Source organism: Rhodoligotrophos defluvii (assembly GCF_005281615.1).
GTDB classification, from domain to species: Bacteria; Pseudomonadota; Alphaproteobacteria; order Rhizobiales; family Im1; genus Rhodoligotrophos; species Rhodoligotrophos defluvii.
In genome coordinates this window covers 1,114,604-1,140,191 of sequence record NZ_SZZM01000001.1, presented here as the reverse complement: position 1 = coordinate 1,140,191, position 25,588 = coordinate 1,114,604, and the positions used below count along the sequence as shown (strand labels likewise).

Annotated in this window: 23 protein-coding genes; 13 read left to right on the top strand and 10 right to left on the bottom strand. The window is 64.2% G+C overall.

Annotated elements, in window-relative coordinates:
* Positions 1–1,530 carry a 3-hydroxyacyl-CoA dehydrogenase gene (locus E4P09_RS05465; RefSeq protein WP_137388524.1) on the top strand — a complete coding sequence of 510 codons (1,530 nt, stop codon included), beginning with the start codon at positions 1–3 and terminating at the stop codon, positions 1,528–1,530.
* Between the two features lie 48 nt (positions 1,531–1,578).
* Here E4P09_RS05465 and gcvA read toward each other — a convergent pair whose 3' ends face one another.
* Both gcvA and E4P09_RS05455 read right to left on the bottom strand, forming a co-directional pair.
* Positions 1,579–2,547, bottom strand: coding sequence for a transcriptional regulator GcvA (gcvA, locus tag E4P09_RS05460; protein WP_275406442.1), 969 nt, complete (start codon positions 2,545–2,547; stop codon positions 1,579–1,581).
* A 122-nt stretch (positions 2,548–2,669) separates the two neighbouring features.
* On the bottom strand, positions 2,670–4,160 hold the full coding sequence (locus E4P09_RS05455; RefSeq protein ID WP_137388522.1) for an aldehyde dehydrogenase: 1,491 nt from the start codon (positions 4,158–4,160) through the stop codon (positions 2,670–2,672).
* A gap of 301 nt (positions 4,161–4,461) precedes the next feature.
* Between E4P09_RS05455 and E4P09_RS05450 the strand changes: the two genes are divergently transcribed.
* The 9 genes from E4P09_RS05450 (at position 4,462) to E4P09_RS05410 (ending at position 14,695) form a co-directional block, all read left to right on the top strand.
* Positions 4,462–5,295 (top strand): alpha/beta fold hydrolase, encoded by an 834-nt coding sequence (locus E4P09_RS05450; protein ID WP_137388521.1) that lies wholly within the window; start codon positions 4,462–4,464, stop codon positions 5,293–5,295.
* Positions 5,292–6,173: an FAD binding domain-containing protein gene (locus E4P09_RS05445; RefSeq protein WP_137388520.1), complete on the top strand. Its 882-nt coding sequence runs from the start codon at positions 5,292–5,294 to the stop codon at positions 6,171–6,173. Before E4P09_RS05450 ends, E4P09_RS05445 begins: the two co-directional genes overlap by 4 nt.
* Positions 6,170–8,464, top strand: coding sequence for a xanthine dehydrogenase family protein molybdopterin-binding subunit (locus E4P09_RS05440; RefSeq protein ID WP_137388519.1), 2,295 nt, complete (start codon positions 6,170–6,172; stop codon positions 8,462–8,464). The genes E4P09_RS05445 and E4P09_RS05440 overlap by 4 nt, the downstream gene beginning before the upstream one ends.
* Positions 8,464–8,970 carry a (2Fe-2S)-binding protein gene (locus tag E4P09_RS05435; RefSeq protein ID WP_137388518.1) on the top strand — a complete coding sequence of 169 codons (507 nt, stop codon included), beginning with the start codon at positions 8,464–8,466 and terminating at the stop codon, positions 8,968–8,970. The genes E4P09_RS05440 and E4P09_RS05435 overlap by 1 nt, the downstream gene beginning before the upstream one ends.
* A 120-nt stretch (positions 8,971–9,090) precedes the next feature.
* Positions 9,091–10,863 (top strand): thiamine pyrophosphate-binding protein, encoded by a 1,773-nt coding sequence (locus E4P09_RS05430; RefSeq protein WP_137388517.1) that lies wholly within the window; start codon positions 9,091–9,093, stop codon positions 10,861–10,863.
* Between the two features lie 69 nt (positions 10,864–10,932).
* Positions 10,933–11,895, top strand: a complete 963-nt coding sequence (locus E4P09_RS05425) for a Bug family tripartite tricarboxylate transporter substrate binding protein (RefSeq protein ID WP_137388516.1) — start codon at positions 10,933–10,935, stop codon at positions 11,893–11,895.
* Positions 11,896–11,997: 102 nt separating this feature from the next.
* Complete coding sequence (locus tag E4P09_RS05420) at positions 11,998–12,450, top strand: tripartite tricarboxylate transporter TctB family protein (protein WP_137388515.1); 453 nt, start codon at positions 11,998–12,000, stop codon at positions 12,448–12,450.
* Positions 12,450–13,964 carry a tripartite tricarboxylate transporter permease gene (locus tag E4P09_RS05415; RefSeq protein ID WP_137388514.1) on the top strand — a complete coding sequence of 505 codons (1,515 nt, stop codon included), beginning with the start codon at positions 12,450–12,452 and terminating at the stop codon, positions 13,962–13,964. The genes E4P09_RS05420 and E4P09_RS05415 overlap by 1 nt, the downstream gene beginning before the upstream one ends.
* A 20-nt stretch (positions 13,965–13,984) precedes the next feature.
* The gene (locus E4P09_RS05410) at positions 13,985–14,695 is read left to right on the top strand and encodes a 4-carboxy-4-hydroxy-2-oxoadipate aldolase/oxaloacetate decarboxylase (RefSeq protein ID WP_137388513.1); all 711 of its coding nucleotides are present in this window, start codon (positions 13,985–13,987) and stop codon (positions 14,693–14,695) included.
* Here the strand turns inward: E4P09_RS05410 and E4P09_RS05405 are convergent.
* The 3 genes from E4P09_RS05405 to E4P09_RS05395 are packed head-to-tail and all read right to left on the bottom strand — an operon-like array spanning position 14,650 to position 16,980.
* Positions 14,650–15,600, bottom strand: coding sequence for a DMT family transporter (locus E4P09_RS05405; RefSeq protein ID WP_205042013.1), 951 nt, complete (start codon positions 15,598–15,600; stop codon positions 14,650–14,652). The two genes, E4P09_RS05410 and E4P09_RS05405, sit on opposite strands and share 46 nt — an antisense overlap.
* Before the next feature lie 8 nt (positions 15,601–15,608).
* A complete protein-coding gene (locus E4P09_RS05400) occupies positions 15,609–16,310 on the bottom strand; it encodes a GntR family transcriptional regulator (RefSeq protein ID WP_137388512.1) in 702 nt (233 codons plus the stop codon).
* Positions 16,297–16,980: a DUF4286 family protein gene (locus E4P09_RS05395; RefSeq protein WP_137388511.1), complete on the bottom strand. Its 684-nt coding sequence runs from the start codon at positions 16,978–16,980 to the stop codon at positions 16,297–16,299. Before E4P09_RS05395 ends, E4P09_RS05400 begins: the two co-directional genes overlap by 14 nt.
* A 93-nt stretch (positions 16,981–17,073) precedes the next feature.
* Between E4P09_RS05395 and E4P09_RS05390 the strand changes: the two genes are divergently transcribed.
* A complete protein-coding gene (locus E4P09_RS05390) occupies positions 17,074–17,652 on the top strand; it encodes an amino acid synthesis family protein (protein WP_137388510.1) in 579 nt (192 codons plus the stop codon).
* A 27-nt stretch (positions 17,653–17,679) separates the two neighbouring features.
* Positions 17,680–18,876, top strand: a complete 1,197-nt coding sequence (locus E4P09_RS05385) for an amidohydrolase family protein (protein WP_137388509.1) — start codon at positions 17,680–17,682, stop codon at positions 18,874–18,876.
* Between the two features lie 55 nt (positions 18,877–18,931).
* Here E4P09_RS05385 and E4P09_RS05380 read toward each other — a convergent pair whose 3' ends face one another.
* From E4P09_RS05380 to E4P09_RS05360, 5 genes are all read right to left on the bottom strand, one after another.
* Positions 18,932–19,942 (bottom strand): TRAP transporter substrate-binding protein, encoded by a 1,011-nt coding sequence (locus E4P09_RS05380; RefSeq protein ID WP_137388508.1) that lies wholly within the window; start codon positions 19,940–19,942, stop codon positions 18,932–18,934.
* Positions 19,943–19,990: 48 nt separating this feature from the next.
* Positions 19,991–21,256, bottom strand: coding sequence for a TRAP transporter large permease (locus E4P09_RS05375; protein WP_137388507.1), 1,266 nt, complete (start codon positions 21,254–21,256; stop codon positions 19,991–19,993).
* Positions 21,257–21,265: 9 nt separating this feature from the next.
* Positions 21,266–21,772 (bottom strand): TRAP transporter small permease, encoded by a 507-nt coding sequence (locus tag E4P09_RS05370; RefSeq protein WP_137388506.1) that lies wholly within the window; start codon positions 21,770–21,772, stop codon positions 21,266–21,268.
* A 17-nt stretch (positions 21,773–21,789) separates the two neighbouring features.
* Positions 21,790–23,118: an amidase gene (locus E4P09_RS05365; RefSeq protein ID WP_170984243.1), complete on the bottom strand. Its 1,329-nt coding sequence runs from the start codon at positions 23,116–23,118 to the stop codon at positions 21,790–21,792.
* Positions 23,119–23,228: 110 nt separating this feature from the next.
* On the bottom strand, positions 23,229–23,804 hold the full coding sequence (locus E4P09_RS05360) for a MarR family winged helix-turn-helix transcriptional regulator (protein WP_170984242.1): 576 nt from the start codon (positions 23,802–23,804) through the stop codon (positions 23,229–23,231).
* 135 nt (positions 23,805–23,939) lie between these two features.
* Here E4P09_RS05360 and E4P09_RS05355 point away from each other — a divergent pair, with 135 nt between their 5' ends.
* Positions 23,940–25,451, top strand: coding sequence for a 4-hydroxyphenylacetate 3-hydroxylase family protein (locus E4P09_RS05355; RefSeq protein WP_170984241.1), 1,512 nt, complete (start codon positions 23,940–23,942; stop codon positions 25,449–25,451).
* Positions 25,452–25,588 lie beyond the last annotated feature (137 nt).

Below are 25,588 nucleotides of genomic sequence, written 5' to 3'. Positions count from 1 at the left end.
ATGGCGAGAGCGGAGAGCGTTGTTGGTGTCGTCGGTGCCGGGACCATGGGGCGGGGCATTGCCCAGGTGCTGGCGGAGGCCGGCGTGCAGGTTCTGCTTCACGATGCATCGGAAGCGGCCGCCCATGCGGGCCGCGGTTTCGCCTGCGACATGATCGAGCGCGCGGTGCAGAAAGGCCGCATGGACGCTTCCGCGGGTAAAGCAGCAAAGGCGCGCATCGTGCCAGCCTTGTCGCTCGACCGGCTTGGTCAGGCCGAAATCATCATCGAGGCGATCGTGGAGGATCTCTCGGCCAAGCGCGAGCTGATTGCCAGGCTGGACCCTATTCTCGATCCGGCAGCGATCATTGCTTCCAACACCTCCTCACTCTCGATCACGGCAATTGCCGCCGGCTCGGCCCATCCCGAGCGGGTGGCGGGCCTGCACTTCTTCAATCCCGTGCCATTGATGAAGGTGGTTGAGGTGATCCGCGGAGTCGAGACGGCCGAGCAGGTGATCGAACGCCTTATTGGCCTCGTCGAGAGCTTCGGCCATTTCCCCGTCGTGACCGACGACAGTCCCGGCTTCGTCGTGAACCATGCCGGGCGTGGGCTTTACACCGAGGGGCTGCGCGTGGTGCAGGAGGGGGTCACCGATCCGGCGACGGTCGATCTCCTGATGCGGGAGGCGGCCGGCTTCCGGATGGGGCCGTTCGAGCTGCTCGATCTCACCGGGCTCGACGTTTCCTACACGGTCATGCGCAAGATTTACGATCAGTTCTGGCAGGAACCACGCTTCCGCCCGACGCCCTTGCCCGAGCGGCAGGTGCAGGCCGGCCATTTCGGACGCAAAACGGGCCGCGGCTTCTACCGCTATCGCGACGGAGCGATGGAGAGGCCAGCCGAGATCGCGCCGCCTGCGCTTGCGGGGAGCGCGGCGAGGATCTGGCTGGACCGCTCGACCATATCCGATCAGGCGTTCCTCAGTGCCTTGGCGGCGCGGCTTGCCGATTGGCACGACGACGGCATGGCACCGGCCGAGGAGAGCATCTGCCTTGTCGCGCCCATCGGACTGGATGCCACCCAGGCGGCGCTTTCGGCCGGCACCGACCCGGCGCGCACGGTCGCGGTCGATCCTCTGTTTGGACCCGATCGGCGGCTCACCCTCATGACCTCTCCGGCAATGCAGCGCGCGTTCAGGGATGCGGCCTGGGCCGTGCTTTCGGCCTCAGGTGCCAAGGTTTCGGTCGTCAGGGATAGCCCGGGTTTCGTCGTCCAGCGCGTCGTCGCCACGATCATCAACATCGCCTGCGACATCGCCCAGCAGCTGATCGCCTCGCCCGGCGACATCGACAAGGCGGTGCGGCTCGGCCTCGGCTATCCCGCTGGGCCGCTGTCCCTGGGCGATACGCTTGGGCCGGCCCGCATTCTGGCCATTCTCGATGGCCTGCTGGCACGCACGGGAGATCCGCGCTATCGGGCGAGCCTGTGGCTGCGCCGGCGCGCCGAGCTCGGCCTGTCGCTCTTGTCGAGCGAAGTCTCCCTCTCATAGGACTTGCCGCTTTCCGAGGACCGGCATCCACTTCGCTCGAAAATTGCTCTAGGCGGGGGCAATGCGCCTCGCGCGGTGAGCCGCCACTGGTGACCGCGTCGCCCTGCTGGGTGCCGTCACTCTCCGCACCAGCCATTCGAGAGCCCAGGCGCGGAAAGCCACGACCTTCGGCAGGCCTTCCCGGCCGTGGGGAATGAGCAGGTAATAGGCCGATGGCGAGGTCACCCTGATGTCGAACGGTTCGATCAGCCGCCCCTGATCCATGTCATGGCGGACCACGGCGGAGCGGCCCATGACGACGCCCAAGCCTTCAAGGGCGGCGTGAAACGCGGGATAGAGCAGGTCGCAGCTGATCTCGCCGGCAAAGCGAAGATCGGGAACGCCGGCCTGCTCGAGCCAGAACGGCCAGTCATCACGGACGAGGAGCGGTGATCCCGTGCGGACCACGACGTGGTATTGCAGGTCGGCAGGTTCCCGCAGCGGCGGACCGCGTTCCAGGAGGGCAGGGCTGCAGACGGGGAATACCTCCTCGTCACCGAGCTTATAGGCGATCGCGCCGGCCCAGTCGCCGACCCCATACTGAATGGCCACGTCGTAATCCGGCCGGGTGGGCGGCGCGTTTGGCACCAGCGTCTTGAAGCGGAGCTTGAGATCAGGATAGCGCGTTCTGAAATCCTCGATGTTCGGCAGCAGGCTCTTGATCTGGAATGTGCCGAGACAGGCGATGGTGAGGGTATCATCGCGCTGTTCGTAGCTTGCGCGGTCGGTGGCCAGCGAAATCTCCGAGATCACCAGCCGCACGGCTGCGGCGTAGCTCTCGCCGGCCTGCGTGAGGTGGAGCTTGCCGGTGCCGCGGGCAAACAGCTTCACCCCTAACGTCTCTTCGAGGTTGCGGATCTGATGGCTGATGGCGGTCTGCGTCAGATTGAGCTCGACCGCCGCCCGCGTGAAGCTCAAGTGGCGTGCGGCGGCCTCGAAGGCCTGCAGCGCCTTCATGGACGGTAAATGCCTGCGCAATCCTCAGACCACCTCTGCTGTCTCAAGCCCCTCCAGTGATCTTTATACAGCATCCCGCCATTCGGCACACGGTTCCAGATCGTGAGCAGACCTGGCTTGTCCGACAGGCAGCGCCCGGCGGCTCAGCCCAGCTTAAAGGGATCGCGCGGCTCGCCGGTGAGCTCCACATAAACCGACTTCGTCTCGGTATATTCGCGTATGGCATCGGCGCCGTTCTCGCGGCCGAGACCGCTTTCCTTGTAACCGCCGAAGGGCGTGAGGAAGGAGACGACACGATACGCATTGATCCAGACCGTGCCCGCTCTCAGGCGATGAGCGACCCGGTGGGCGCGGTGGATGTTCTTGGTCCAGACCGCGGCGGCGAGCCCGAAGCGGGTGTCATTCGCAATGCGGACGGCCTCCTCTTCGTCGCGGAACTTGATGACGCTGAGCACCGGGCCGAACACCTCTTCACGCGCGATGCGCATGTCGTTGGTGATGTTCGACAGGATGGTCGGCTGCACGAAGAAGCCGCCCAGGTCGGGGTCGCGCTGGCCACCGTAGCAGAGGGTGCCGCCCTCGGACCGGGCGATCTCGATATAGTCGAGCACCTTCCGGAACTGCGGCTCGTTGGCGACGGGACCCATTTCCGTTTCGGCATCCATCGGGTTGCCGAGGCGGATCTGCTTGGTGCGCTCGACGATGCGGTCCAACAGAGCGTCGTGAACGCTCTCCTGCACCAGCAGGCGGGAACCTGCCATGCAGGTCTGCCCCGTCGCGCCGAAAATGCCGGCGATTGCGCCATTGGCAGCCACGTCGAGATCTGCGTCGTCGAACACGATATTGGGGGACTTGCCACCCAGCTCGAGCGAAACGCGGGTGAGGTTTGAGGCTGCCGAGGCGGCGATCTTCTTGCCGGTGTCGGTCGCGCCGGTAAAGGCGATCTTGTCAATGCCTGGGTGCCGCACGAGTGCCGCGCCCAGCGCGCCCTGCCCGGTCACTACGTTGTAGACGCCGTCGGGAAAGCCGGCTTCCTTGAAGCGCTTGCCGAGCTCGAGCGTGGAGACGGGCGTGTGCTCCGACGGCTTGACCACGAAGGTGCAGCCTGCCGCCAGCCCCGGTGCCAGCTTGAAGGTGAGCAGCAGGCCGGGCGAATTCCATGGCGTGATTGCGCCGACCACGCCGACCGGCTCGCGCCGGGTATAGATGAAGAAGTTGGTGCGGTCCGAGGGCACCACGTCGCCTTGCAGCTTGTCGGCCATTCCGGCGAAATAGTAGAAGTATTCCGGGATGTAACGCCACTGGCCGAGCATCTCCCGATAGAGCTTGCCATTGTCACGGCATTCGATCTGGGCGAGTTCCTCGGCATCCCGTGCGATAATATCCGCAAGCTTGCGCATGAGCGCGCCGCGCTGGGTCGCCGTCATCCTGCCCCAGGGGCCTTCGTCGAAAGCGCGGCGGGCGGCGGCCACGGCAGCATCCATGTGCTCCTCGCGGGCATCCGGCACCACGGCCCAGGGCTGGCCATTGTAGGGATTGAGCGACTCCATCGTGCGGTCGCAAGGCACGTCGCGCCCGTCAATATAGAGGTCGTAGTGCTGGAGCGTATGGCTCTCGGAGACTTTCTGATCCATTTGCGGCTCCTCCTGGGCTTTAGCGGCACGTCTTAGTACTTGGCACAGCGCACCTCAATGCAAGTGAGGCTTTTGCATGCAAGCATGAAAGAACATCATGCAGCCCCGAATATCCGCCAATTGCAAGCTGGCGCGTGAGCCGTCCGGATGAATCTTTCTCATGCTTGGCATGAGAAAGCGTACTTTGGCCGGGCGGATGGCTGGTCGCTATAACTGGAAGCGAGCCAGCGGCAGTCGCCTCTAGCGCAGACGGGCAGATTTGCCCGGCCGCTCCCAAAAGAATAGGCGCAAGCAGGGAAGAATGCTCGTAAACTCTACGACATCCAAGTCTCGGGCGGGAGATGCTGTAACCCGCGATGGGCACCGTATCGGGTATACGCTGCACGAGGGTGCTGGGCCGGGGCGCATCGTGCTGGTGCACTCGTTGGCCATGGACCGCGGCTTCTGGGACAAGGTCGCAGAGCGACTGACCCCCTCGGCCCATGTGCTGGCCTATGACTGCCGCGGCCATGGCGCATCGGCCAAGCCGGACATGCCTTACACGGTCGAGCTGTTTGCCGACGATCTCGCCGATCTCATGGATACGGTCGGCTGGAACAGCGCGGTGGTGGCCGGCGCTTCGATGGGCGGTTGCGTCGCGCTCGCCTTTGCGGCGGCTTACCCCAAGCGCGTCGATGGCTTGGGCCTGCTCGATACGACGGCCTATTACGGCGAGGACGCGCCCAAGCAATGGGCGGGCCGGGCCCAAAAGGCGCTGGATGAGGGCATGGGGGCGCTGGTCGAGTTTCAGAAGACCCGCTGGTTCGGGGACCGTTTCCGGGAGACGAACCCGGATGTGGTTCAGCGGGCGCTCGATGTGTTTCTGGCGAACGATGTCAAAGCCTACGCCCGCACCTGCCATATGCTCGGCGCTTGCGACAAGCGGGCAGCCCTTGCCGGTCTCGATATGCCGGTGCGCATCGTGGTGGGCGAAGAGGACTACGCGACGCCGATCGCCATGGCGGAGGCCATGAAGGCTCAGATCCCGCATGCTCAGCTCCATGTCATTCCCGGCGCGCGCCACTTCACCCCCCTCGAGGTTCCCGACGCGATCGCCGGCGAGCTCCAGCAGCTGCTTCGGGAGGCGGATCAGTGACACCCTTCGCGCTTGCCGAGCCGAGCACGCTCGCGGAGGCCATGAGCCTGCTTGATCCTGATGATCCGAGCTCGCGGCCGATTGCCGGGGGCACCGCCCTCATGCTGATGATGAAGGCGGGGTTCTTTCAACCCTCGAAACTCGTGAGCTTGCGGAAGATCGAGCCGCGCTACTCCTCCATCAGCTTTGGTCCGGGCGGCGAGATGAAGGCCGGCGCCTTGGTCCGCCTCGGCGGTCTGGAGCGGTCGGCTGAAGTGCGCAGAGCCTTTCCCGTTCTGGCGGATACGCTGCGCGTGGTTTCCAATGTCCGGGTACGGAACGTGGCGACAATTGGAGGAAATCTCGCCCATGCGGACCCCCATATGGACCTGCCACCCGTGCTGATGGCGCTCGATGCCCAGGTGGTGGCGACGAGCCGGGCGGGCGAGCGGACGATTCCCATTGGCGAGCTGCTCGTGGGCTATTACGAGACGTCGCTTGCGCCTGGCGAGCTGATCAGCGGTTTGCTGGTTCCCGGGCAGGACGGCCGCCGTTGCGCCTACATCAAATGCACGACCCGTTCGGCGCATGACTGGCCGGCGGTCGGCATCGCCGTGTCTTTCGATGCGGCCGGCAACACCATTCGTGATCCCCGCATCGTGGTCAGCGCGGCGACCGTGACGCCGACGCGCATGGCTGATGCGGAAACGGTGCTCAATGGAGCCCCCATCGGCGATGAGGCTTTTCGCGCAGCCGGGGAGGCGGCCGCAAAGCAGGCCGACGTCGTGTCCGACGTGCGGGGCTCTGCCGCCTACAAGAAGCAGCTCATCCGCGTGAACGTGGCGCGCGCCCTCGCCAAGGCGCTAGACAACACCGATACCGGAGCAGCCGTGCAATGACCACAGCCAAGCTTATGCCGCAGGGCCAGGTCGGGCGTTCGGTCCACCGGCTGGAGTCCTGGGCGAAGGTGACCGGACGGGCGGAATATACCCACAATCTGCGCCTGCCTGGCATGCTGCACGCCAAGATCGTGCGCAGCACAGTGCCCCACGGCCGCATCAAGAGCATCGACGCGAGCGCGGCGGCGAATGTGCCGGGCGTGCACGCGGTGGTCACGGCCGAGGAGATCCGCAAACTGATCCCGCATCCCTATTACGGGCCGGCTTTTCACGATCAGCCGATCCTGGCGATCGACAAGGTGCGCTATGCGGGCGAGCCGGTTGCCGTGGTGCTGGCGCGCGACCCTCACGTGGCCGAGGAGGCGGCCAGGCTGGTCACGGTGGATTACGAGGAGCTGCCGGCGGTCTATGACGAGGTCGAGGCGGCAAGGTCCGACATCTATGTGCATGAGGAGCTGAAGCCCGCCGGGACCTTCCCGGACCTCAAGCATCTCGCTGGCGTGCGCAACACCAATGTGGCGCTGGACTATAAGCTGGTGCGCGGCGACGTGGACCAGGCCTTCGTGGAGGCCGATCATGTGTTCGAGCACGAATTCACCACCCAGCAGGTGATGCACACGCCGTTCGAGCCGATGATCTCGCTGGCCGAGCCAAGCGGGGCGGGCCTCACGATCTATACGGCTTCGCAGAGCCCGTCCTTCGTGCGCATCGAGATCGCCCGGCTGCTCGGCTGGCCCGAGAATCGCGTGCGCGTGAAGACCGGACATCTGGGCGGAGGTTTCGGTGCAAAGCTCTATATAAAGCTCGAGGCCCTTGCGGCCGCCCTTGCTCTTCTCGTCCATGCGCCGGTGCGCGTGGCGCTCACCATGGAAGAGCAATTCTACACGATCACCAAGCACCCGACGACCTTCCGGATCAAGAGCGGCGTCACCAAGGATGGCCGTATCATCGCGCGCCGGTGCGACGTGTGGTGGAACGGTGGAGCCTATGCCGATATCGGCCCGCGGGTGACGCAGAAGTCGGGCTTCACCGCGGCCGGGCCTTACGACATCGACAATGTCTACCTCGAATCGGCGGCGGTCTACACCAACCGGCCGCCGGCCGGGGCACTGCGCGGCTTCGGCATTCCGCAGCTGGTCTGGGCGTATGAGAGCCATACGGATCTCATCGCCCGCGCGCTCGGCATCGACCCGCTGGAGATCCGCCGCAAGAACATCCTGCGCAACGGCCGGCCGCAGGCCACCGGCACGATCATGGTGGATGCGGCGATCGAGGAGGTGTTGGAGCGCACGGCCGCGCGCCTGAACTGGAGCGCGCCGTTCGACCGCGGCACGGGGCGGATCCGGCGCGGGCGCGGCCTTGCCATCGGCTTCAAGGCGAGCGTTGTCCCTACCACCTCGATGGCCATCGTCAATGTGTCGGCAGACGGCAGCTGCACGCTCTATTCCAGCACAGTCGATATGGGGCAGGGCTCGGACACGGCCATGGCGCAGATCGTCGGCGAGGTTCTGAACATCCCGGCGGAAAGCGTGCGCGTGGTGCGCCCGGATACGGATGTGACGCCGTACGACATGGCGACGCTCGGCTCGCGCTCGACCTTCCACATGGGCAATGCGGTGCGGCTCGCCGCCGAGGATGCCAAGGCGAAGCTCGCAGCGCTTGCACGGGAGGTGGGCGAGCCCGAGCAGACCAATCTGCCGATCCCGGCGCTGTTCAGGAAGAAATACGGGATGCAGGCCGGCAATGTCATCGGGGTTGGCAGCTTCATTCCGCCCTACCAATCGCCAGACCACGACACCGGCTTGTCGGAGAACGTGACGCCGTTCTGGATGATCGGCGCGACCGGCGTCGAGGTCGAGGTGGACACCGAGACCGGGCACGTCAAGGTCACGCGCATGGTCAACGTGGCGGATCTCGGCAAGCCCCTCAATCCGCGAATCGTCGAGACCCAGTTGTCGGGCGCCGCAATCATGCAGCTCGGCTTTACCCTGTCGGAGCGCATGGAGTTCGTTGCGGGACAGCTCACCAATCCGACTCTGGCGGATTACAAGATCCCGTCCTTCCACGATGTCCCGGCGGTGATCGAGAACGAGGCGGTGGCCGCCGAGCAGCGCACCGGCCCGTTCGGCGCCAAGGGCGTGGGCGAGTCGGCGACGTTTGGCCTATCGCCCGCCGTCGCCAACGCCATCGAGGATGCGGTAGGCGTGCGCGTCACATCGCTGCCAATCACGCCGGAAGCCGTTTACCGGGCCATGCGTGCCGCACAGAACAATCCGCTCGAGGACGAGTAATGGCCGAGCACCGCACCATCAGCTTCACACTCAACGGACGGCCGGTCACAGCCATGGTCGCGCCGCACCACACGGTGATCGAGCTCCTGCAGAACGAGTTCGCTCTGTTCGGCGCCCGCGAGAGCTGCGGGCAGGGCCTGTGCGGCTGCTGCACGGTGCGCGTGAACGGGGAGACGGTGTCGGGCTGCCTGTATCTCGCACTGTTTGTGGACGGCGCCAGGGTGGACACAGTCGAGGGCCTGGCATCGGGCGAGGCGCTACATCCGATCCAGGAGGCCTTCATCGAGGCGGGCGCGTTCCAGTGCGGCTTCTGCACGCCCGGCTTCATCATGATGACGCAGCGTCTGCTGGAGGAGCACCCGGATCCCAGCGAGGAGCAGATCCGCGATTATTTGTCGGGCAATCTGTGCCGCTGCGGGGCGTATCCGGAAATCATGGAGGCAGTGCAGGGCGCAGCACGCAAACTGAGGGCCGAAAGCCAGCCAAGAGAAGTCGAAACAGCATGAACAGCCAGCCCGTCCACTCAGGCCAGTAGGAGAAAACAGCAAAAGAACTGCGGCGGTATCGACCAATGTGAACAAGGCGGCGCAAGATCGCCTCCGCCACGTCTATAGGGAAGGATATCGATGAAGCGGAACGAAGCGCCCGTGTTACCGAACGAGCCGGCGGAGCTGGCATGGGGGAGCGACATTGCTGCCGCAATGCTGCACCATTTGGGCATCGAGTATGTGGCGCTCAATCCCGGTGCAAGCTATCGCGGGTTCCACGATAGTCTGGTCAATTATCTCGGCAACGAAAAGCCGAAGATGCTGCTGTGCTTGCATGAAGACCATGTCGTGTCGATCGCCCATGGCTATGCCAAGGCAACGGACCGGGCCATGGGTGCCATATTGCACAGCAATGTCGGGCTGATGCACGGACTTATGGGCGTGTTCAATGCCTATTGCGACCGCATGCCAATGCTGGTGGTGGGTGCGACCGGCCCGGTTGCCCCAGAGTTGCGGCGCCCATGGATCGACTGGATCCATACGGCCAAGGACCAGGGTGCGCTGCTGCGCGATTATGTGAAATGGGATGATGAGCCGCGCTCGCCCGAAGCCGTCATCGAAGCTTTTCTCCGCGGCGCCCAGCTCACGCATACCGAGCCGCGCGCGCCCGTCTACATCTGCCTGGATGCCGGCCTGCAGGAGCAGAAACTGGAACGCCCGGTCACCTTGCCGCGCGACCGCTATGCGCCATCCCAGCCACCCAGCGCCGATGCCGCCGTGGTGGACCGGGTGGCCGACCTTTTGCTCGGGGCGAAGAAGCCGCTGCTGTTGTTCGGCCGCGGGTCGCGCCGGCAGGATGCATGGGACCTGCGCGTCCGCTTGGCTGAGCTGACCGGTGCCCGGGTGATGACCTCGATCCGGGAACGGGCGGTGTTCCCTACCGAACATCCGCTGCATGCGCACGCCCCGCTGAACTGGCTTTCACCCAAAGCCAAGGACCTGGTGCGGGAGGCCGATGTGATCGTCAGCCTCGACTGGGTGGACCTGAACGGATTCCTGCTGCAGGTGACGCGCAAGACCGAGGAGATCGTCGCCACGATCGCCCATGTCTCGCTCGACAGCCACATCCATCGCGGCTGGAGCATGGACTATTTCGGTCTGCCCCCGGTGGACGTGCCGGTGATGGCCAACGCGGACCGATTTGTGGCGCAGCTGGTTACGACCATCGAGGCGCGAGGCGATGTCAAACCCCGGCCAATGCCAATATCGCAGTCCAGGCCCGAACCGACCTATGCGGCCAAGCCGGGCGAGGAGATCGCGCCGCGCGACATCGAGGTTGCGCTTGCGAAGATCAGGGCCAGCCTGCCTCTAACCTTGGCCCATGTGACGATCGGCTGGGCAGGCGATGTTTATCCTTTCCGCGGGCCGCTCGATTATCTCGGCCACGACGGTGGAGCGGGCCTGGCGGCAGGGCCAGGCATCACCATAGGGGCGGCGCTGGCGCTCAAGGATGCTGGGCGGATCGTGGTGTCGGTCCTGGGAGACGGCGACTTTCTGCAGGGCTGCACGGCATTGTGGAGCGCGGCTCACTACGAGATCCCCGCCCTGTTCATCATCTCGAACAACCGCTCCAACTTCAATGACGAGCTTCACCAGGAGGCGGTTGCAAAGCGCCGGGGCCGACCCGTGGAGAACCGCTGGATTGGCCAGCGCATCGACGAGCCCCCAGTTGACCTCGCCGGACTCGCGCGAGCGCAAGGCGTGGCAGCGGAAGGTCCTATCCGGGATCACGCGCGTCTCGAGCAGGCCCTTCAACGTGCGCTCGAGGAAGTTCAGGCGGGAAAGCCATATCTGATCGATGTCCATGTGGCAGCAGGCTATGCCAACCCACCATTCTCGCGAGGCGAATGACGCAAGCACCCGCCTCGCCACTGCAACAACAACAATAAACGAGGGAACAACCGCACAAGGAGAGGGCGCATGAAGAAGCTGATTGCATCGGCACTACTGGCGGTGATGACGACCGTTACCGGCGCTGCAGCGCAGGAGAGCTATCCGACCAGAAATGTTACCATCCTGGTTCCCTTCGCACCGGGCGGGATTGTCGATATCGCGGCCCGCATCGTCGGCGAGCAACTCTCGCAAATGTGGGGCCAACAGGTCATCGTCGAGAACAGAACCGGGGGGAACGGCTTCATCGCGGCCACGGCGGCCAAGCGGGCAAAACCCGACGGATATACCCTGCTTGCCGCCGAAGCCGGCGTGAGCGTGATCAATGGACTGCTCTTTACCGAGATCCCCTATGACATGCAGAAGGACTTTGTTCCGATTACCCTGATCAGCGACACGCCGATCGTGGTGGCGGCGAATGCGGATTCGGGGATCGACTCGATGGAGGACTTCCTCGCGAAGGCCAAGGCGGAGCAGATCAACTACGCTTCTCCGGCAAATGGAACGCTGAACCACCTGACCGGTGAGTGGATGGCCTTGGAGGCCGGGCTGAAGCTGCGCCACATCGGCTACCGGGGTGGAGCGCCGGCGGCCACTGCTCTCGCTGGCGGCGAGGTTCCGGTGGGCGTGCTCGCCTATTCCTCCGTGCGGCCCTACGTCGAGAGCGGCAAGATCAAGATTCTTGCCGTCACCAGCGAAAAGCGCGTGGATGCCGCACCGGACCTGCCCACGCTCACCGAGAGCGGTATACCGAAGGTGGCCACCACTCAATGGGCTGGCATATTCGCGCCGGCCGGAACGCCGGACGGGATCGTGCAGAAAATCCAGCGGGACATCGCTACGGTGTTGGCGAAGCCGGAGGTGCAGAAGCAATTCGCGGCTGGCGGGGCATCGGTCATTCCGAGCACATCGGCCGAGTTCGCGCAGCGGCTGGAAAGCGAGCGCGAGCAGTTCGGACGGATTGTCAGGGAAGCCGATATCAAGGCCAATTGATATTGCAGGCGGCGCCGCGCCGCGGCACCGTTCCATCGTGCTGACCAGGGATGCGCCGCGCTGCGCGGCCGGCCCTGGCGGTTCGGCGTGGGAGCGCGATCGATGCTCACACTAACCAGGAAGACTCTGCTGGCCGGGTTCATCTGCGTCCTGCTCGGCGCCTTCGTGGCCTGGCATGGAGCGGGATATTCCATCGGCACTTTGGGCGAGGTTGGGGCGGGGTTGTTTCCCGCCGCGCTTGGCGGGTTGCTCCTGTTGATCGGCTTGGCCCTATTGGGCCAGGCCTTTCTCGCGATGGGCGAGGACACGGGCATCAGCCTCAATCTCCGTCCGTACATCGCCATTCCCGGCGCACTCGCTGCCTTCGCCTTGACCATTGATCGTTTCGGCATGCTGCCGGCCGTTGCCTTGACGACCGTCATCGCCAGCCTGGCGGATCCGAATAGCAGCAAGATCGGTACGCTCCTGCTCGCCTTGGGGCTGATGGCGCTCACCTACGTGCTGTTCGTGCTGGTCCTCCAAATTCCGCTGGCGGCGGTCCGGTGGGGGGCGTAATGACGTTTCTGGACAATATCCAATTGGCCTTCGTTGCGGCGCTTGCAGTTGAAAACTTGCTGTATTGCCTCTTGGGCGTCACGCTAGGCATGGTAGTGGGCGTGCTGCCGGGGATCGGCCATCTCGCGGCGATCACTATGCTGATGCCGATGACCTTTCACGTACCCCCGACCGCGGCGCTGGTGATGCTGGCCGGCATCTATTATGGCGCGCAATACGGCGGCTCGATCGCATCGATCCTGTTGCGGCTTCCAGGCACCGCCTCTACCGCGGTCACTTGTCTCGATGGCTATCCAATGGCGCGTCAGGGCAGAGCGGGTGTGGCGCTGTTCATCACCACCATCGCGTCCTTCATTGGCGGCGTGCTGGCGATCGCCGTTCTGATCGCCCTCGCGCCACCTCTTGCAGAAGTTGCGCTCACCTTCGCCTCGGCTGACTACTTCGCGATGATGGTGCTGGGGCTGGTGGCCACCGCCACCCTTTGTCAGGGGAATCCGCTCATGGGCGCTGCCTCGGTGGTGATCGGTCTAATCTTGGGCCTGGTCGGCACCGATGTGAATACCGGGACGATGCGGTTCACCTTCGGCATTCCCCAACTGTTCGATGGCATAAGCCTCGTCGCGCTCGCTATGGCGCTGTTCGGTCTGACCGAAGTGATCAGCAGCGCCGGAAAAAAGAACGATCATGCCGCACGACAGGACAAGATCACGCTGCGTAGCCTGATGCCGACCCGCAAGGACCTCCGACAGAGCATAGTCCCCACTCTACGTGGCTCCGCTGTAGGTACGGCCGTCGGGATCTTGCCGGGGGCCGGTGGCGGGTCGATGGCATCGTTCATGGCCTATGCGTTCGAGAAGCGCGTGTCGAGAACACCCGAGCGTTTCGGGCACGGCGCGATCGAAGGCGTCGCAGCGCCTGAAAGCGCCAACAATGCCACGGCACAGGCGGCCTTCATACCGACGCTTACACTCGGCATTCCGGGCGACGCGGTCATGGCACTGATGCTTGGTGCGCTGCTGATCCACGGCATTCAGCCCGGTCCGCGCGTGATCACGGAGAACCCGGAGCTGTTCTGGGGATTGGTCGGCAGCTTCTTCATTGGCAATGTGCTGCTGCTGATCCTCAATATCCCGCTTATCGGCATCTGGGTGAGGATCCTCGCCATTCCCTATCAGTATCTTTTCCCTGCCGTGGTGGCATTCATTGGCGTGGGGGTCTACTCGATCACCTACTCGTATGTGGATGTGCTGTCGGTGGCCGTCATCGGACTGGCTGGCTATGTCATGGTGCTCATCGGCTTCGAGGCCGCGCCGATTCTCCTCGGCTACATTCTGGGGCCAATGCTAGAGGAGAACTTCCGCCGATCGCTGCTCCTCAGCGGCGGCGATCTTTCCGTTTTCGTGACCCGGCCAGTCAGTGCGGGACTGCTTGGGCTTTCGCTAGTGGCAATCATTTGGGCGCTGGTGTCGGCGCTGCGCGGGCGGCAGAAGCGACCAGCCGAAGGAACTCTTTAATACATGCCGAGGAGTGTGGAATGAAAGGCGTTGTAATCCGCAATATTGAGAGGGCACCTGCGGAGGTCGTCGACGCCTTGGCGCGGCTGGGGGTTGCGACCGTTCTGGAAGCCCAGGGCAGGCGCGGGCTGATGCACCCGCGCATTCGTCCCATGCAGGGCGGGGCGCGTGTGGCCGGCTCGGCGGTGACGGCCCTTTGCCCGCCGGGTGATAATGCGATGCTGCATGTGGCACTGGAGCTGCTTAAACCCGGCGACATCCTGGTGGTTGCGCCGCTGTCCGACTGCAGCGACGCCTATATAGGCGACCTCCTCGCCACCGCCTGCAAGGTGCGAGGGGCCCGAGGGGCGGTCTTGGACACGGGGATCCGCGACTTGGCCGAGATCAGGTCGATGGGATTTCCCGTTTGGGCGCGCACGGTTTCGGCACAGGGAACCGTGAAGGAGCAGGTGGTCAGCGCGAATGTGCCGATCGTGTGCGCCGGTGTGCATGTGGTGCCCGGCGACATCGTGGTGGCCGATGACGACGGCGTGGTGGTCGTGCCGCGCAGGCAGGGCGAGACAGTACTTGCCGCCGCCGAGGCGCGGGTCAGGACCGAGGAAGACATACGGGCGAGGCTCGAGGCCGGCGAGGTGACCATGGACGTGTTCGGCTTGCGGCACAAGCTGGCCGAGCGTGGCCTGCGCTATGTGGATGGGCCAGTCGACTGGTCCGGTACTCCCGATATCTGACGTCTCGCCCAGCTTCGGCGCCGGCCCTCGTGCAGGAAGCAATAGATGCCGGTGGCGACCAGAACCGGGGCGCCGATGAAGGTCGGAAGATCGGGCGTGCTGCCGAAGACGACGATCTGGATAAGGATGGCCCAGAGGATGATGGTGTAGCGGAACGGCGACACTACGGCGACCTCGCCGGCGCGCATGGCACTTATGATGGTGAAGTAGGCGCCCGCCGCAACGAAGCCCGCGCACAAGGCATAGGTGGCGCTGCGGCCGCTGACCGGCCGCCAGTCCTCGAAGCAGGCCATCCCCAGGGACAGCAGGGTTACGCCGACCGCCGCAACCAGCGACACGAACACCGAAGACGTACCCGGCGGGAGGCGCCGCGAGGACAAGTCTCGCAAGGTCACGAACAAGGCGGCCAAGACGACCACGAAGGACCAGGCATTGAAGCCCTCAAGACCGGGACGGATGATCAGCAGCACGCTGGCAAAGCCGACCATCACAGCGGTCCAGCGCCGCACGCCGACCTTCTCGCCAAGGATCAGCGCGGCACCGGCTATGGACAGGATCGGGACAAGCTGGAGAATGGCCGTGGCATTGGCTATCGGCAGGCGGGCGAGCGCGCTGGTGAAGAGCGCGGTCGACACCACCTCGCCAAAGGTGCGCAGGGCAACGGCAGGCTGGAGCGCAACGCGTATGTGATGGAGCGCGCCGGTTTGCCAGGCCGCAGCGGCGAGCACGGGGATCAAAATGAGACCGCGCAGGAAGATGGCCTGGCCGACGGGCAGCTCTTCGCACGCCAGCTTCATGAGGGTGTCGTTCACGATGAGGCCGAGCACGGCCAGCATCATCAGCAGGATGCCGCGCCGGTTGTTGTCCTGAGTGGCCGCAAGGCCGTTCTGCTGCATTGCGCGCATTCAGGAGATCAGCCCCCGTCCCGCAATTCGCCGGATTCGGAATATGTCTGCCGGGCCGCATCGGATGCCTTCTCGACATGCGTGACGGCCGCTTGGCGGGCACCTTCCTTGTCCTTCCGCTCGATGGCGTTCAGTATCGCCTGCATTTCCGCGAGGCTGAACCTGGCCCTGCCCGGGCGCGACATCGAGCGGTTGCGCAGGAAGCTGATGCGGGCATTAAGGCCTTGCAAAATCTCGGCGATAACGGCGTTTCCGCAGCGCGCGAGAATGACCTCGTAGAACCGCGCGGTCTCCTTGAGCAGGCCGGCGCTGTCGCCTTCCTCCACCGCCGCGGCGAAGCCTTGCAGGGCCTCGGTCATCTCGGCGAGATCCTTTGGGCTTGCCCGTTCGGCGCACAGGGCCGCGGCCTCTCCCTCCAAAATGGCGCGGACATGATAGATCTCGTGCGCTTCCTGCCAGGACAGCACCGGTATCAGCGTGCCGCGGTTCGGCAGGAAGGCGATCAGCCGCTCTGCCTCGAGGCTGCGCAGCGCCTCGCGCAGGGAAGCGCGGCTCACGCCGAGCATGCTGCAGAGCTGCGATTCCACCAGCCGATCGCCTGGCTTGAAGATCCCGGCCACGATGGCGTCGCGCAGCCGCTCGACCGTCTGTTTCTGGACCGAAGTCGGCTGGATCCGCAGATCCAGGCGCTGGCCGTCAGCTTCTGCCATTTTGCCGTCCACCGTGGCGCCGGAACACGGCATAGCTCGGCTTGAACCACGCGCGCTCGGCCAGCCGTGCCCGCCATGGGGTGGATCTTGCGGCCTGGCGCTCGGGCGAGTTCAACGCTTCCTCTCGGGCGAGATAATGGATCGAAAGGTGGGTGAACGGATCGGGCACGCCGTCCAGCACCCGCAGGCGGCGCACCATGAGCCAATCGGGCGACTTCATGAGCATGGGAATATGCTCGGTCTCGTACCAGTCGTCGAACTCCGGGCCGTCGCTCTCGGGGACCTGAAACCACACGGAATGAATGACCGGTGCCGCCAAGCCCGCGTCAACGGCCGTGTCCTGCCGGAGACGCGTGCTGGTCTCGGCGGCGAGGTAGCGGGTGAAGCCGGTGACATTGGCCAGCATCCATCGCGTCTCGTCCGACGGCTTGTTCTTCACGTCTTGATATTCGGGGGTGGACAGCGCGCCTGCATCATCGAGCTCGTAGATGGCGAGATAGCCTTCTCCGTCGCGCGCTTTGTATCGCTGAGCGCTGACGAAGCCAGGGCACTTCATCCGGACCGGGATGTGCTCGCGGTCATACCAGTCGTTGAACTGCTGCAGGAAGGACGCACCGGGCGTCATTTCAGAAAACAGGACCGCGCGCCCTTTCAGCGTCTCGTCAGCCATCGCACCCTACCATCGGCAATATTGACAGATTGTCTGACAATGCTTTAGACCCGATCACATGTTTGTCAAGCTTGTGCTATGCCGAGGCCGCCGATGCAACTCACCATACGCCGCCAGTTCACGGTCATCGAGGACAAGACGGAGGATTTCGGCCAAGTCGCTGCCGATCCGCTCCGCAAGGTGGCCGTGGTGGCCGTGGTCGCCAATCCTCATGCCGGCCAATATGTGCGAGACCTCAAGCCGATGATCGAGGCAAGCGTGGAGCTCGGGCAGCTGATGGCGAAACGTGCGCTCGCGGCGATGGGCGATGCCGAGGTGCAGAGCTATGGCAAGGCCGGTCTGGTCGGCCTCGCCGGCGAGCAGGAGCATGGGAACGCGCTTCTGACCACCGCTTTCGCGGAGCCTTTCCGGGCAGCAATCGGCGGCGGAAAGGCGTGGATCTCTTCCATGACCAAGGTGGCGGCACCAGGCACGCCGATCGACATTCCCATGAACCACAAGGACGACGTCTATGTGCGCTCGCACTATGACGGAATGACCCTTGCGCTGGCCGACACGCCGCTGCCCGACGAGATCGCGGTGATCTTCTGCGTGGCGAGCCGCGGCCGGTTGAATGCGCGGGTCGGCGGCCTTACCCACGAGGAGGTGATGGCCCGCACGCGGCAATCCTGACAGCGCCTTCGGAAGGAGCCTGGGTCCATGCGAACCGCGATCGTCAATCTCGGCGGGATCGTCTCCGGTGATCTCGAAACCCCGACCATAGCGGGCGACGCCATCTTGATGGATGGCGGCGTGATCGAGGCCGTGGGCTCCGTCCCGGACAGCGCGTTGAAGGCGTGTGACGTGGTGATCGACGCGGATGGCGCCATCGCTGCGCCAGGGCTGATCGACTCTCACGTGCACATCACCTTCGGCGACTACACGCCGCGTCAGCGCACCGTGGGCTTTCTCGAAAGCTACACCCATGGCGGCATCACCACCGCGATCACCGCATCCGAGGTTCACACGCCCGGACGGCCGAAGGACCGCGAGGGCGTGAAGGCGCTGGCCGTTGCAGCGCTGAAATGCTTCGAGCATTTTCGCCCTGGGGGGATGCGTGTGCTGGCCGGCTCGGTGATCCTGGAACCGGGCCTTGAAGAGGCGGATTTTGCCGAGCTTGCCCGCAAGGGCGTAAAGCTGGCCAAGGCCGGGTTCGGCGCCTTCAGCGACCCCATCGAATATGCGCCTTACGTGCAGATGGCGAAGCGCCACGGCATGATCACGACCATGCATACGGGCGGCTCGTCCATCCCGGGCTCTGCCGGTATCTGGGCCAAGCACGTGAAGGCGGCGGACCCCCATGTCTCCTTCCACGTCAATGGGGGGCCGGTGGCCATGCCGGATGAAGATTTTCCGGTGCTGGTGGACGAGACAGAGATTGCGCTCCAGGTCTGCACCGCCGGCAATCTGCGCACGACGTTGCTGGTCGCCGACCTCCTTGCGCGCAAGGGCCGGCTCGACCGCCTGCTGGTCGCGACCGATACACCGACCGGCAGCGGCATCATGCCTTTGGGCATGCTCTACACGCTCACTCACCTGTGCGCGCTGGGGAATATGGAGCCTGAAATCGCCATCGCCGCGGCCACCGGCAACAATGCCCGCATCTATGGATTGAACAGCGGCATCCTGGCGCCACGGCGCGATGCGGACGTGATCATTCTGGATGCCTGCGCGGGCGGGTCGAAGTCCGACGCGCTCAGCGCGATCCGCAACGGCGACATACCGGCAGTGGCTGCGGTGATCACCGATGGCGTGCCCCGGTTCGTGGGACGCAGCCGCAACACGCCGGCCGCCATCAACCGGGTGCGGGTGGCGGAGAGCCGAATCATGCAGGATTTTTCGGGCAGCAGCCATTGAATCGGCTCACCCAGAAAGTTGCCGCCGGCGGTCAGACCGGCGGCAATCCGGCTGTTCAGTTGGTCCCCGCGTTGTTGATCAGGTCGTAGGTTTCCTTCATCTCGGGATGGGCGTCGAGGAACGCCTTGGCCACGCCGGCAGCAGCCTCGTTGGCCTTCGTCCTGTCGGCCTCGTTCAGCTCGGTGAAGGTGCCGCCATTCTTGGTCCAGGTTTCTTTGTTGGCTTTGTCGCGCTCGAGCTGCCGCTCGAACATCGGGTGCTCGATGTCCTTGCCGGTCTCGATCACGATCTTCTGCAAATCCTCCGGCAGGCTGTCGAGCCAGGCCTTGCTGACCGAGGCCAGCGAGACAAGATACCAGAGTTCCGTCTTCGTCACGTTGGGTGCGACCTCATTGGTGCGCAGCGAGACGAAGACGTCGAGCACCGTGCTGACACCGTCGATCGCGCCTTGCTGCAGCGCGGCCGAGACCTCGTTGAGCGGCATCGGCACGGCCGAGGCGCCAAGGGCGTTGATGGTGCCGATTTCGGTTTCCGACGCGAGCACGCGAATCCGCTGGCCTGACAGATCGGCGAGCGTGTTCACCTTGTTGCGCGTGGCGATCATCTGCGGCCCGTAAACCGCAATGCTGATGCCGACAATGCCCTTGTCCGCCGCGAGATTGAGCAGGTGCTCGCGTACTTTGGGATCGTCCAGCTTGGTACGGGCATCCTGCATGGAATCGAACAGCCCTGGAACCGCGGGCACCTGGAAGCGGGGGTCGACACCGACATAGAACTCAAAGGGCGTGATCGTCGCCTCGATCGTGCCGAGCTGCATACCCTCCATCACATTGTTGATGGGACCGAGCTGACTTGCAGGATAGAGCTGGACGTCGATGCGGCCATTGGTCCGCGCCTCCAGCTCCTTCTCATACATCTGCATCCACTCGTGCTGCATGTCGTTGATGGTCGGCGTCGAAAGCTTCATCACGTAATCGGCGCTGAATGCCGGTGCCGCCAGCAACATCGACAGCGTCGTTCCAATCGCTGCCGCAACAATTCCGCCTTGCCGTCTTGCCTGTCTCATCTGTTTTCTCCCTCTCGTTTCATTGTCGTGGGTGCTGCTGCGATAACGTCATTGGAGCAGGGCCATCGCGAACCAGGGAATGTAGGTGATCAGCAGCAGCGCGATGACCTGGAGGCCCACGAAGGGCCAGACGCCGTGGTAGATGTCTACCGTGCGGGCTTTGAGGACCGCCTGGGTGACGAACAGGTTGAGCCCAAAGGGCGGCGTGTACATCCCAATGCTCAGGTTCACGGTCATGATCACGCCGAAATGGATGGGATTGACCCCCAGATGCTGGACGATGGGCAGCAGGAGCGGCGTCAGGGTCAGCACGGCGGAGGTCGGGTCGATGAAGCAGCCGATGAGCAGCAGAAGGGCATTGATCGCCAGTAGGATCATCCAAGGCTGCAACTGGAGATCAGACACATAGGACACCAGAGTGTTCTGAAAGCCGCTAATGGTCAGAATCCAGGAGAAGATGCCGGCCGCCGCCACGATGATCATGATCTGGGCGGTGAGCAGGGCAGAATTGCCGGCGATATCGAGAACCTCGCGCAAGGTGAGGTCGCGGTGGATCAGCACCGTGACGAAGAGCGCGTAAACGCAGGCGATGCCGCCGGCTTCAGTCGGCGAGACGATCCCGCCATAGATCGAACCGAGCACGATGATGGGGGTGAGGAGCGACCAGAAGGCCCGGCGGGTCGCCAGTGCGACATTCGCGAGCGAGAATTCGGCGCCTTCGCGGATGTTCTTGTGCCAGGCATAGGCAAGCACGGCGAGTGCCAGCATTCCGCTGAGCAACAGTCCCGGCAGAATCCCTGCGGTGAACAGGCTGACGATCGACTGTTCGGCGACCGCGCCATAAAGAATGAAATTGATGCTGGGGGGAATGACGATGGAGATTGCGCCGCCTGCATTGATCAGGCCGAGCGTGAAGGGCACCCCATAGCCGGCGCGCACCATTTCCGGATAGAGCTGCCGGCCGACCGAGGCGACGGTCGCCGGGCTCGACCCGGAGATCGCTCCATAGATGCTGCTGGTGCCTACGGCCACCATGCCGATCGCGCCGGGCGTGCGGCCGACGAGCGCCAGTACCCAATCGATGATGCGGCGCGAGATGCCGCCGCGCCCCATGAGTTCGCCGGCGAAGATGAAAAACGGGATCGCCAGCAGGGTATAGCTCGATATGCTCCCGAAGATGGTCTGGTGGAGCATCGTCGAGGGCATGTTCAGAATGAAGGCGAGCGTCGCCAGCACACTGACCATCAGAGTCAGGAAAACCGGCAGCCCGACCAAGATGCCGACGATGGGAAGGGCTATCAGAGTCCAGACCACAAGCCGCTCCTAGCCCTTGGAATCGGCCGAAGGCGGCGCTGACCGCAGCTCGCGCAGAATGGCATAGAGGGCGGCGCAGGCGGAGAGGATGAAGGCGACCAGCAGAAAGCTGTGAGGTATCCAGGTGGGGATGCGTAGGGTGAGGCTTTTCTGGCTCAAGCGCATCATCAGCGAGACCACCGTGTAGGATTGGACCGCGAGATAGAGGCTCACGCCGATCCACACGCAGTGCGCGAAAATGCGGAGAGCGCTCTGCCATTTGGGTCTCAGGATCTGGACCAGGATGTCGATCTTGAGGTTCTGGTCCAGCGCCGTTGCGATCACCGTGCCCGCCATGACGATGAACAGGAGGCCGAACACCATGATCTCTTCGGTCCAGGCGAACGGCCGGCCCCAGACATAGCGCAGGCAGACATTGACCAGATTGAGAAACACACCGCCCAGCAGCAGCAGGCCTATGATATATTTCAGCCCCTCCAGCGCACGGTCGCCAAACCGTAGGAATAAGCCTCTCATCCTCGCCCCTCCGGCTGCTAAGGCAAGGTCCAGCGCCAATGGGCAAGCGCCATCAGCGCAGCATCCTGCCCCGGCCGGCCAATGAGCTGCAGACCGAGCGGCAGGCCCTGGTCGGCCAGAAGAGGCAGCGAGACCGCCGGCGTGCCAAGCAGCGAGGCGGGCACGTTCATACGGGGGTCGCCCGTATAGCCCAGGCCGACGGGGGCGGCGCCGGTGGCGGCCAAGGCGAGAAATCCGTCGAACCGGGCCGCGACATCATGGAAGATCGAGCGGATCTCGCCGCGCCTGGCCAGTGCGGCGTCATAATCGGCGGGCGTCATCTTCTCGGCATCCGCTAGGCGGCCCCGCATGGCCTTGCTCACCCCATCGGGGTGCGTGCGAACATAACTCGCGAGCGGCCAGCGGAATTCCCAGGACATGATCCGCCAGGTCAGATCCAATGCGCCGCTGATGGCCTGCTCGAGCCGGTCCAGGGCGGGATCGTCGTTGCGGCGAACGATCTCGACCCCATGGCCGCGGAGCATGGCCAATTCCGCTTCGAGAGCGGCGATTGCGCCGGGCGATGCCGTCTTCCAACCGTCCGTTTCCAGCCACGCCAGACGCCGAGGGGCCTGGGCCGCTGGCAGGCTTGACGGACCGGACAGCGCCGCATGGCCGGGGTCGCCGCCGACCCGATCGGCGATGGCGCGGGCGACCGCCCAGACATCATCGAGGGCTGCGCCGATGATACCGACGCAACTCTGGCTCAAATAGTCGTAGCTTCCGCCACGGTTGAGGGCGCCGTAGGTGGGCTTGAAGCCGATGCAGCCGCAATAGCTGGCCGGCCGCAGGGTGGAGCCGACCACTTGGCTGCCGATTGCCACCGGCACCATGCCGGCGCCGACCGCCGCAGCCGAGCCGCTGCTCGACCCACCAGGCGTCCGGGTCGTGTCGTGGGGATTGGTGGTGGGGGCGTATTGTTCCGTGGACGCGAATTCGGTGGTTGTCGTCTTGCCCAGGATGATGGCACCCGCTTCGCGCAGCGCCTGCACCGTGGCGGCGTCCCGGCGGCTCGCGAAGTCGGTCCACATGGGCGAGCCCTGGCCGGTTGGCATATCGGCCGTCTCGATGATGTCCTTGATGGCGATGGCCATTCCGTCAATGGCCGAGAATTCCTGGCCCGCGCGCCAGCGCTGACTGGATTGCTCCGCCTCCGCGCGGGCCCTGTCGCGCGCCAGGTGCACGAAGGCACGCACCGCAGGCTCACGCCTGTCAATGCGGGCAAGGCTTTCCTCGAGCAACAGCTCAGGCGATGACGCACCCGAGCGGAAGCCTCTGCTGTCCCCGAGGTACGACCGACGACTCACCGGAAATATTTTACCCCTCCCACGGCTTCTCAGCGACCCTCGTTCTTATCATAACGTCAAATTGTCAGACAGTGTGACGATAGTCAACGGGCGCCGTTCGGGAAGACGCGTCAATCGGAATGGCCGCTCCGGGTCCGGCGGCGAATGATGAGAGCGGCTTCCTCGGAATTGACGAGCAGGCGGCGTGCAGTCTGCTGCAAGATATCAAGGTCGCTTGAGGCGATGCCTGCGAATAGCACGTCGTTCACCTCACGCACCAGCGGTGCGACCGCCTCGACGGCCTCGCGACCCTTTGGTGTCAACGAGACCAGCACGCTACGGCCATCGGCAGCGTTGGGCACCTTCTCCAACAGGCCTTTGCGGGCGAGACGGCCAACCTCGGTGGTGACGTGGGTGGAGGCAAGCGACACATGCTCGGCGAGGTCTCGGATGGTGACACCCCGGGCGCCCTGGCGATAGGCCGTGCCGATGAGCACGGCGAACTGGCTGGCGGTGAGCCCGATGGCGCGGCCGAAAGCCTCACGGCAGGCGAGCAGCCGGTCGAGGCTCCGGACCAGGAGGTAAATCGTTTCGCGAAACGCGTCGTCGCGGCCGGTCTTGAGAAAGTCGCTTCGTGAGGTGGTGAGCGGCGGCCTGTAGGCATCGGCAAACGCTTGCTCGGTTGCTTTGTGTTTCCTGCTTGCCAATGCTTCCGCCCTCTTGGTCCCCGCATCTGCGATAGTGCTTGACAGATACAATATGTATATAAATTCTGTAGCTAAATGCAAGATGGACGAGAACCCGATCGTCCACGGCGCGTATCCGAGGGAAGGAGAATGATCATGACGGCAACCGCCGCTCTGAACGGCCGCAATCCGTCGCAAGGGACGGCGCCGTTGCGCACCGGCGCCGATTTTCTGGCAGGTTTGCGGTCGGCGCCGCGCAGTGTCTATGTGAACGGCGAAAAGGTCACCGATCCGGCCAGCCACCCGGCGTTTCGCGGCGGCGCCCGCGCGATGGCTAGGCTGTTCGATTATGCTGCAGCGCCGGAAAATCGCGAGGTGATGACCTATCCCTCGCCGACCGACGGCAAGCCGGTGTGGCGCTGCTATCAGATTCCACACAATCACGCGGATCTTCGCGCCAAGCGGATCGCCGCCGAGAAATGGGCGGAGTGCAGCTTCGGCTTGATGGGGCGCACGCCGGACCATGTGGCGAACTTCTTGGCGGGTTTCGCCGCGGTGCCCTCGGTGTTCGCGGCGGGTGGCGAGCAGTTCGCCGAAAATGTGGTGCGCTTCTATGAACATGCGCGCGACACCCACGCCTATCTCGCCTATGCGATCGTGCCGCCGCAGATCGACCGCAGCAAGCCGGCGCACCAGCAGTCGGACCCGACGCTCTATGCCGGCGTGGTGAGGGAAACGGACGCGGGCATCTATCTCTCGGGCGCCCAGCAGCTCGCGACCGGCGGTGTCTTTGCGGACTATATCCACTTGAGCTGCATCCATCCGATGAAGCCGGGGGACGAGAACTATGCCCTGAGCCTGGTGGTGCCGACCACGGCCGAGGGCGTGAAGCTCATTTCCCGCCGCGCCTTCCCGCTCCAGGCTAATAGCAGCTTCGATTACCCGCTGACCTCGCGGTTCGATGAGACTGACTGTCTGCTCGTGCTCGACAACGTGTTCGTGCCCTGGGAGCATGTGTTTGCCTTCCGCAACCTGGAGGTCTGCTGGAACCAGTGGTGGAAGACGCCATCGCATCTCTATGGGAATCACCAGGCGCAGGCACGGTATGTCACGAAGCTGCGTTTTCTGATGGGGTTGGCCAAGCGCATGAACGAGGCGACCGGCAACGATGCGCAGCCGCCGGTGATGGTGGAAATGGGCGAGATCGCGGCGCTCGCCTCGATCTATGAAGGCATGCTCCAGGCGCAGGAGGTGATGGCCACCGTGGACGAGAACGGGGTGCTGTGGCCATCCAAGACCGCCCTTTATTCGGCCATGGCGCTGCAATCGAAGATCAATCCGTGGATGATCGACACGGTGCGCGAGCTGACCGGCGCCGCCATGATCACCCTGCCATCGGCCGAGGCGGATTTCGAGAACCCGGACATCGCGCGGGATATCGAGCGGTATTTCTGCTCGGCCAAGACCGATGCGCGATCGCGGGTCGCGCTGATGCGGCTCGCCTGGGACTTCATCGGTTCGGAATTCGGTAACCGCCATCAGCAGTATGAGAAGTTCTACGGGGGCGCTTCATTCCTCATCAAGATGAACGTGTATCGCGCCTATGACTTCGAGCGGGCGAGCCGCATGGTTGACGATGCGCTGAACCTGCCGCCGCTCGACGATTAAGAGAACAAGCTCGTTCCAGGCCTCTTGCGCCGCGCTCCTTTCGGGCCGCGGCGCTTCGTTTTTGGGGTGGCTGTCACTCCGCAAATCTGGGTAGACCGCCATATTGCATGATGATAATACAATCCTAAACGAATGAG

Coding starts and splice junctions, on each gene's coding strand:
- E4P09_RS05425 (WP_137388516.1), top strand. CDS start 10,933: ATGAAGAAGCTGATTGCATCGGCACTACTGGCGGTGATGACGACCGTT.
- E4P09_RS05405 (WP_205042013.1), bottom strand. CDS start 15,600: ATGCGCGCAATGCAGCAGAACGGCCTTGCGGCCACTCAGGACAACAAC.
- E4P09_RS05465 (WP_137388524.1), top strand. CDS start 1: ATGGCGAGAGCGGAGAGCGTTGTTGGTGTCGTCGGTGCCGGGACCATG.
- E4P09_RS05450 (WP_137388521.1), top strand. CDS start 4,462: ATGCTCGTAAACTCTACGACATCCAAGTCTCGGGCGGGAGATGCTGTA.
- E4P09_RS05440 (WP_137388519.1), top strand. CDS start 6,170: ATGACCACAGCCAAGCTTATGCCGCAGGGCCAGGTCGGGCGTTCGGTC.
- E4P09_RS05355 (WP_170984241.1), top strand. CDS start 23,940: ATGACGGCAACCGCCGCTCTGAACGGCCGCAATCCGTCGCAAGGGACG.
- E4P09_RS05390 (WP_137388510.1), top strand. CDS start 17,074: ATGCAACTCACCATACGCCGCCAGTTCACGGTCATCGAGGACAAGACG.
- E4P09_RS05415 (WP_137388514.1), top strand. CDS start 12,450: ATGACGTTTCTGGACAATATCCAATTGGCCTTCGTTGCGGCGCTTGCA.
- E4P09_RS05400 (WP_137388512.1), bottom strand. CDS start 16,310: ATGGCAGAAGCTGACGGCCAGCGCCTGGATCTGCGGATCCAGCCGACT.
- E4P09_RS05435 (WP_137388518.1), top strand. CDS start 8,464: ATGGCCGAGCACCGCACCATCAGCTTCACACTCAACGGACGGCCGGTC.
- E4P09_RS05385 (WP_137388509.1), top strand. CDS start 17,680: ATGCGAACCGCGATCGTCAATCTCGGCGGGATCGTCTCCGGTGATCTC.
- E4P09_RS05410 (WP_137388513.1), top strand. CDS start 13,985: ATGAAAGGCGTTGTAATCCGCAATATTGAGAGGGCACCTGCGGAGGTC.
- E4P09_RS05395 (WP_137388511.1), bottom strand. CDS start 16,980: ATGGCTGACGAGACGCTGAAAGGGCGCGCGGTCCTGTTTTCTGAAATG.
- E4P09_RS05430 (WP_137388517.1), top strand. CDS start 9,091: ATGAAGCGGAACGAAGCGCCCGTGTTACCGAACGAGCCGGCGGAGCTG.
- E4P09_RS05420 (WP_137388515.1), top strand. CDS start 11,998: ATGCTCACACTAACCAGGAAGACTCTGCTGGCCGGGTTCATCTGCGTC.
- E4P09_RS05455 (WP_137388522.1), bottom strand. CDS start 4,160: ATGGATCAGAAAGTCTCCGAGAGCCATACGCTCCAGCACTACGACCTC.
- E4P09_RS05380 (WP_137388508.1), bottom strand. CDS start 19,942: ATGAGACAGGCAAGACGGCAAGGCGGAATTGTTGCGGCAGCGATTGGA.
- E4P09_RS05370 (WP_137388506.1), bottom strand. CDS start 21,772: ATGAGAGGCTTATTCCTACGGTTTGGCGACCGTGCGCTGGAGGGGCTG.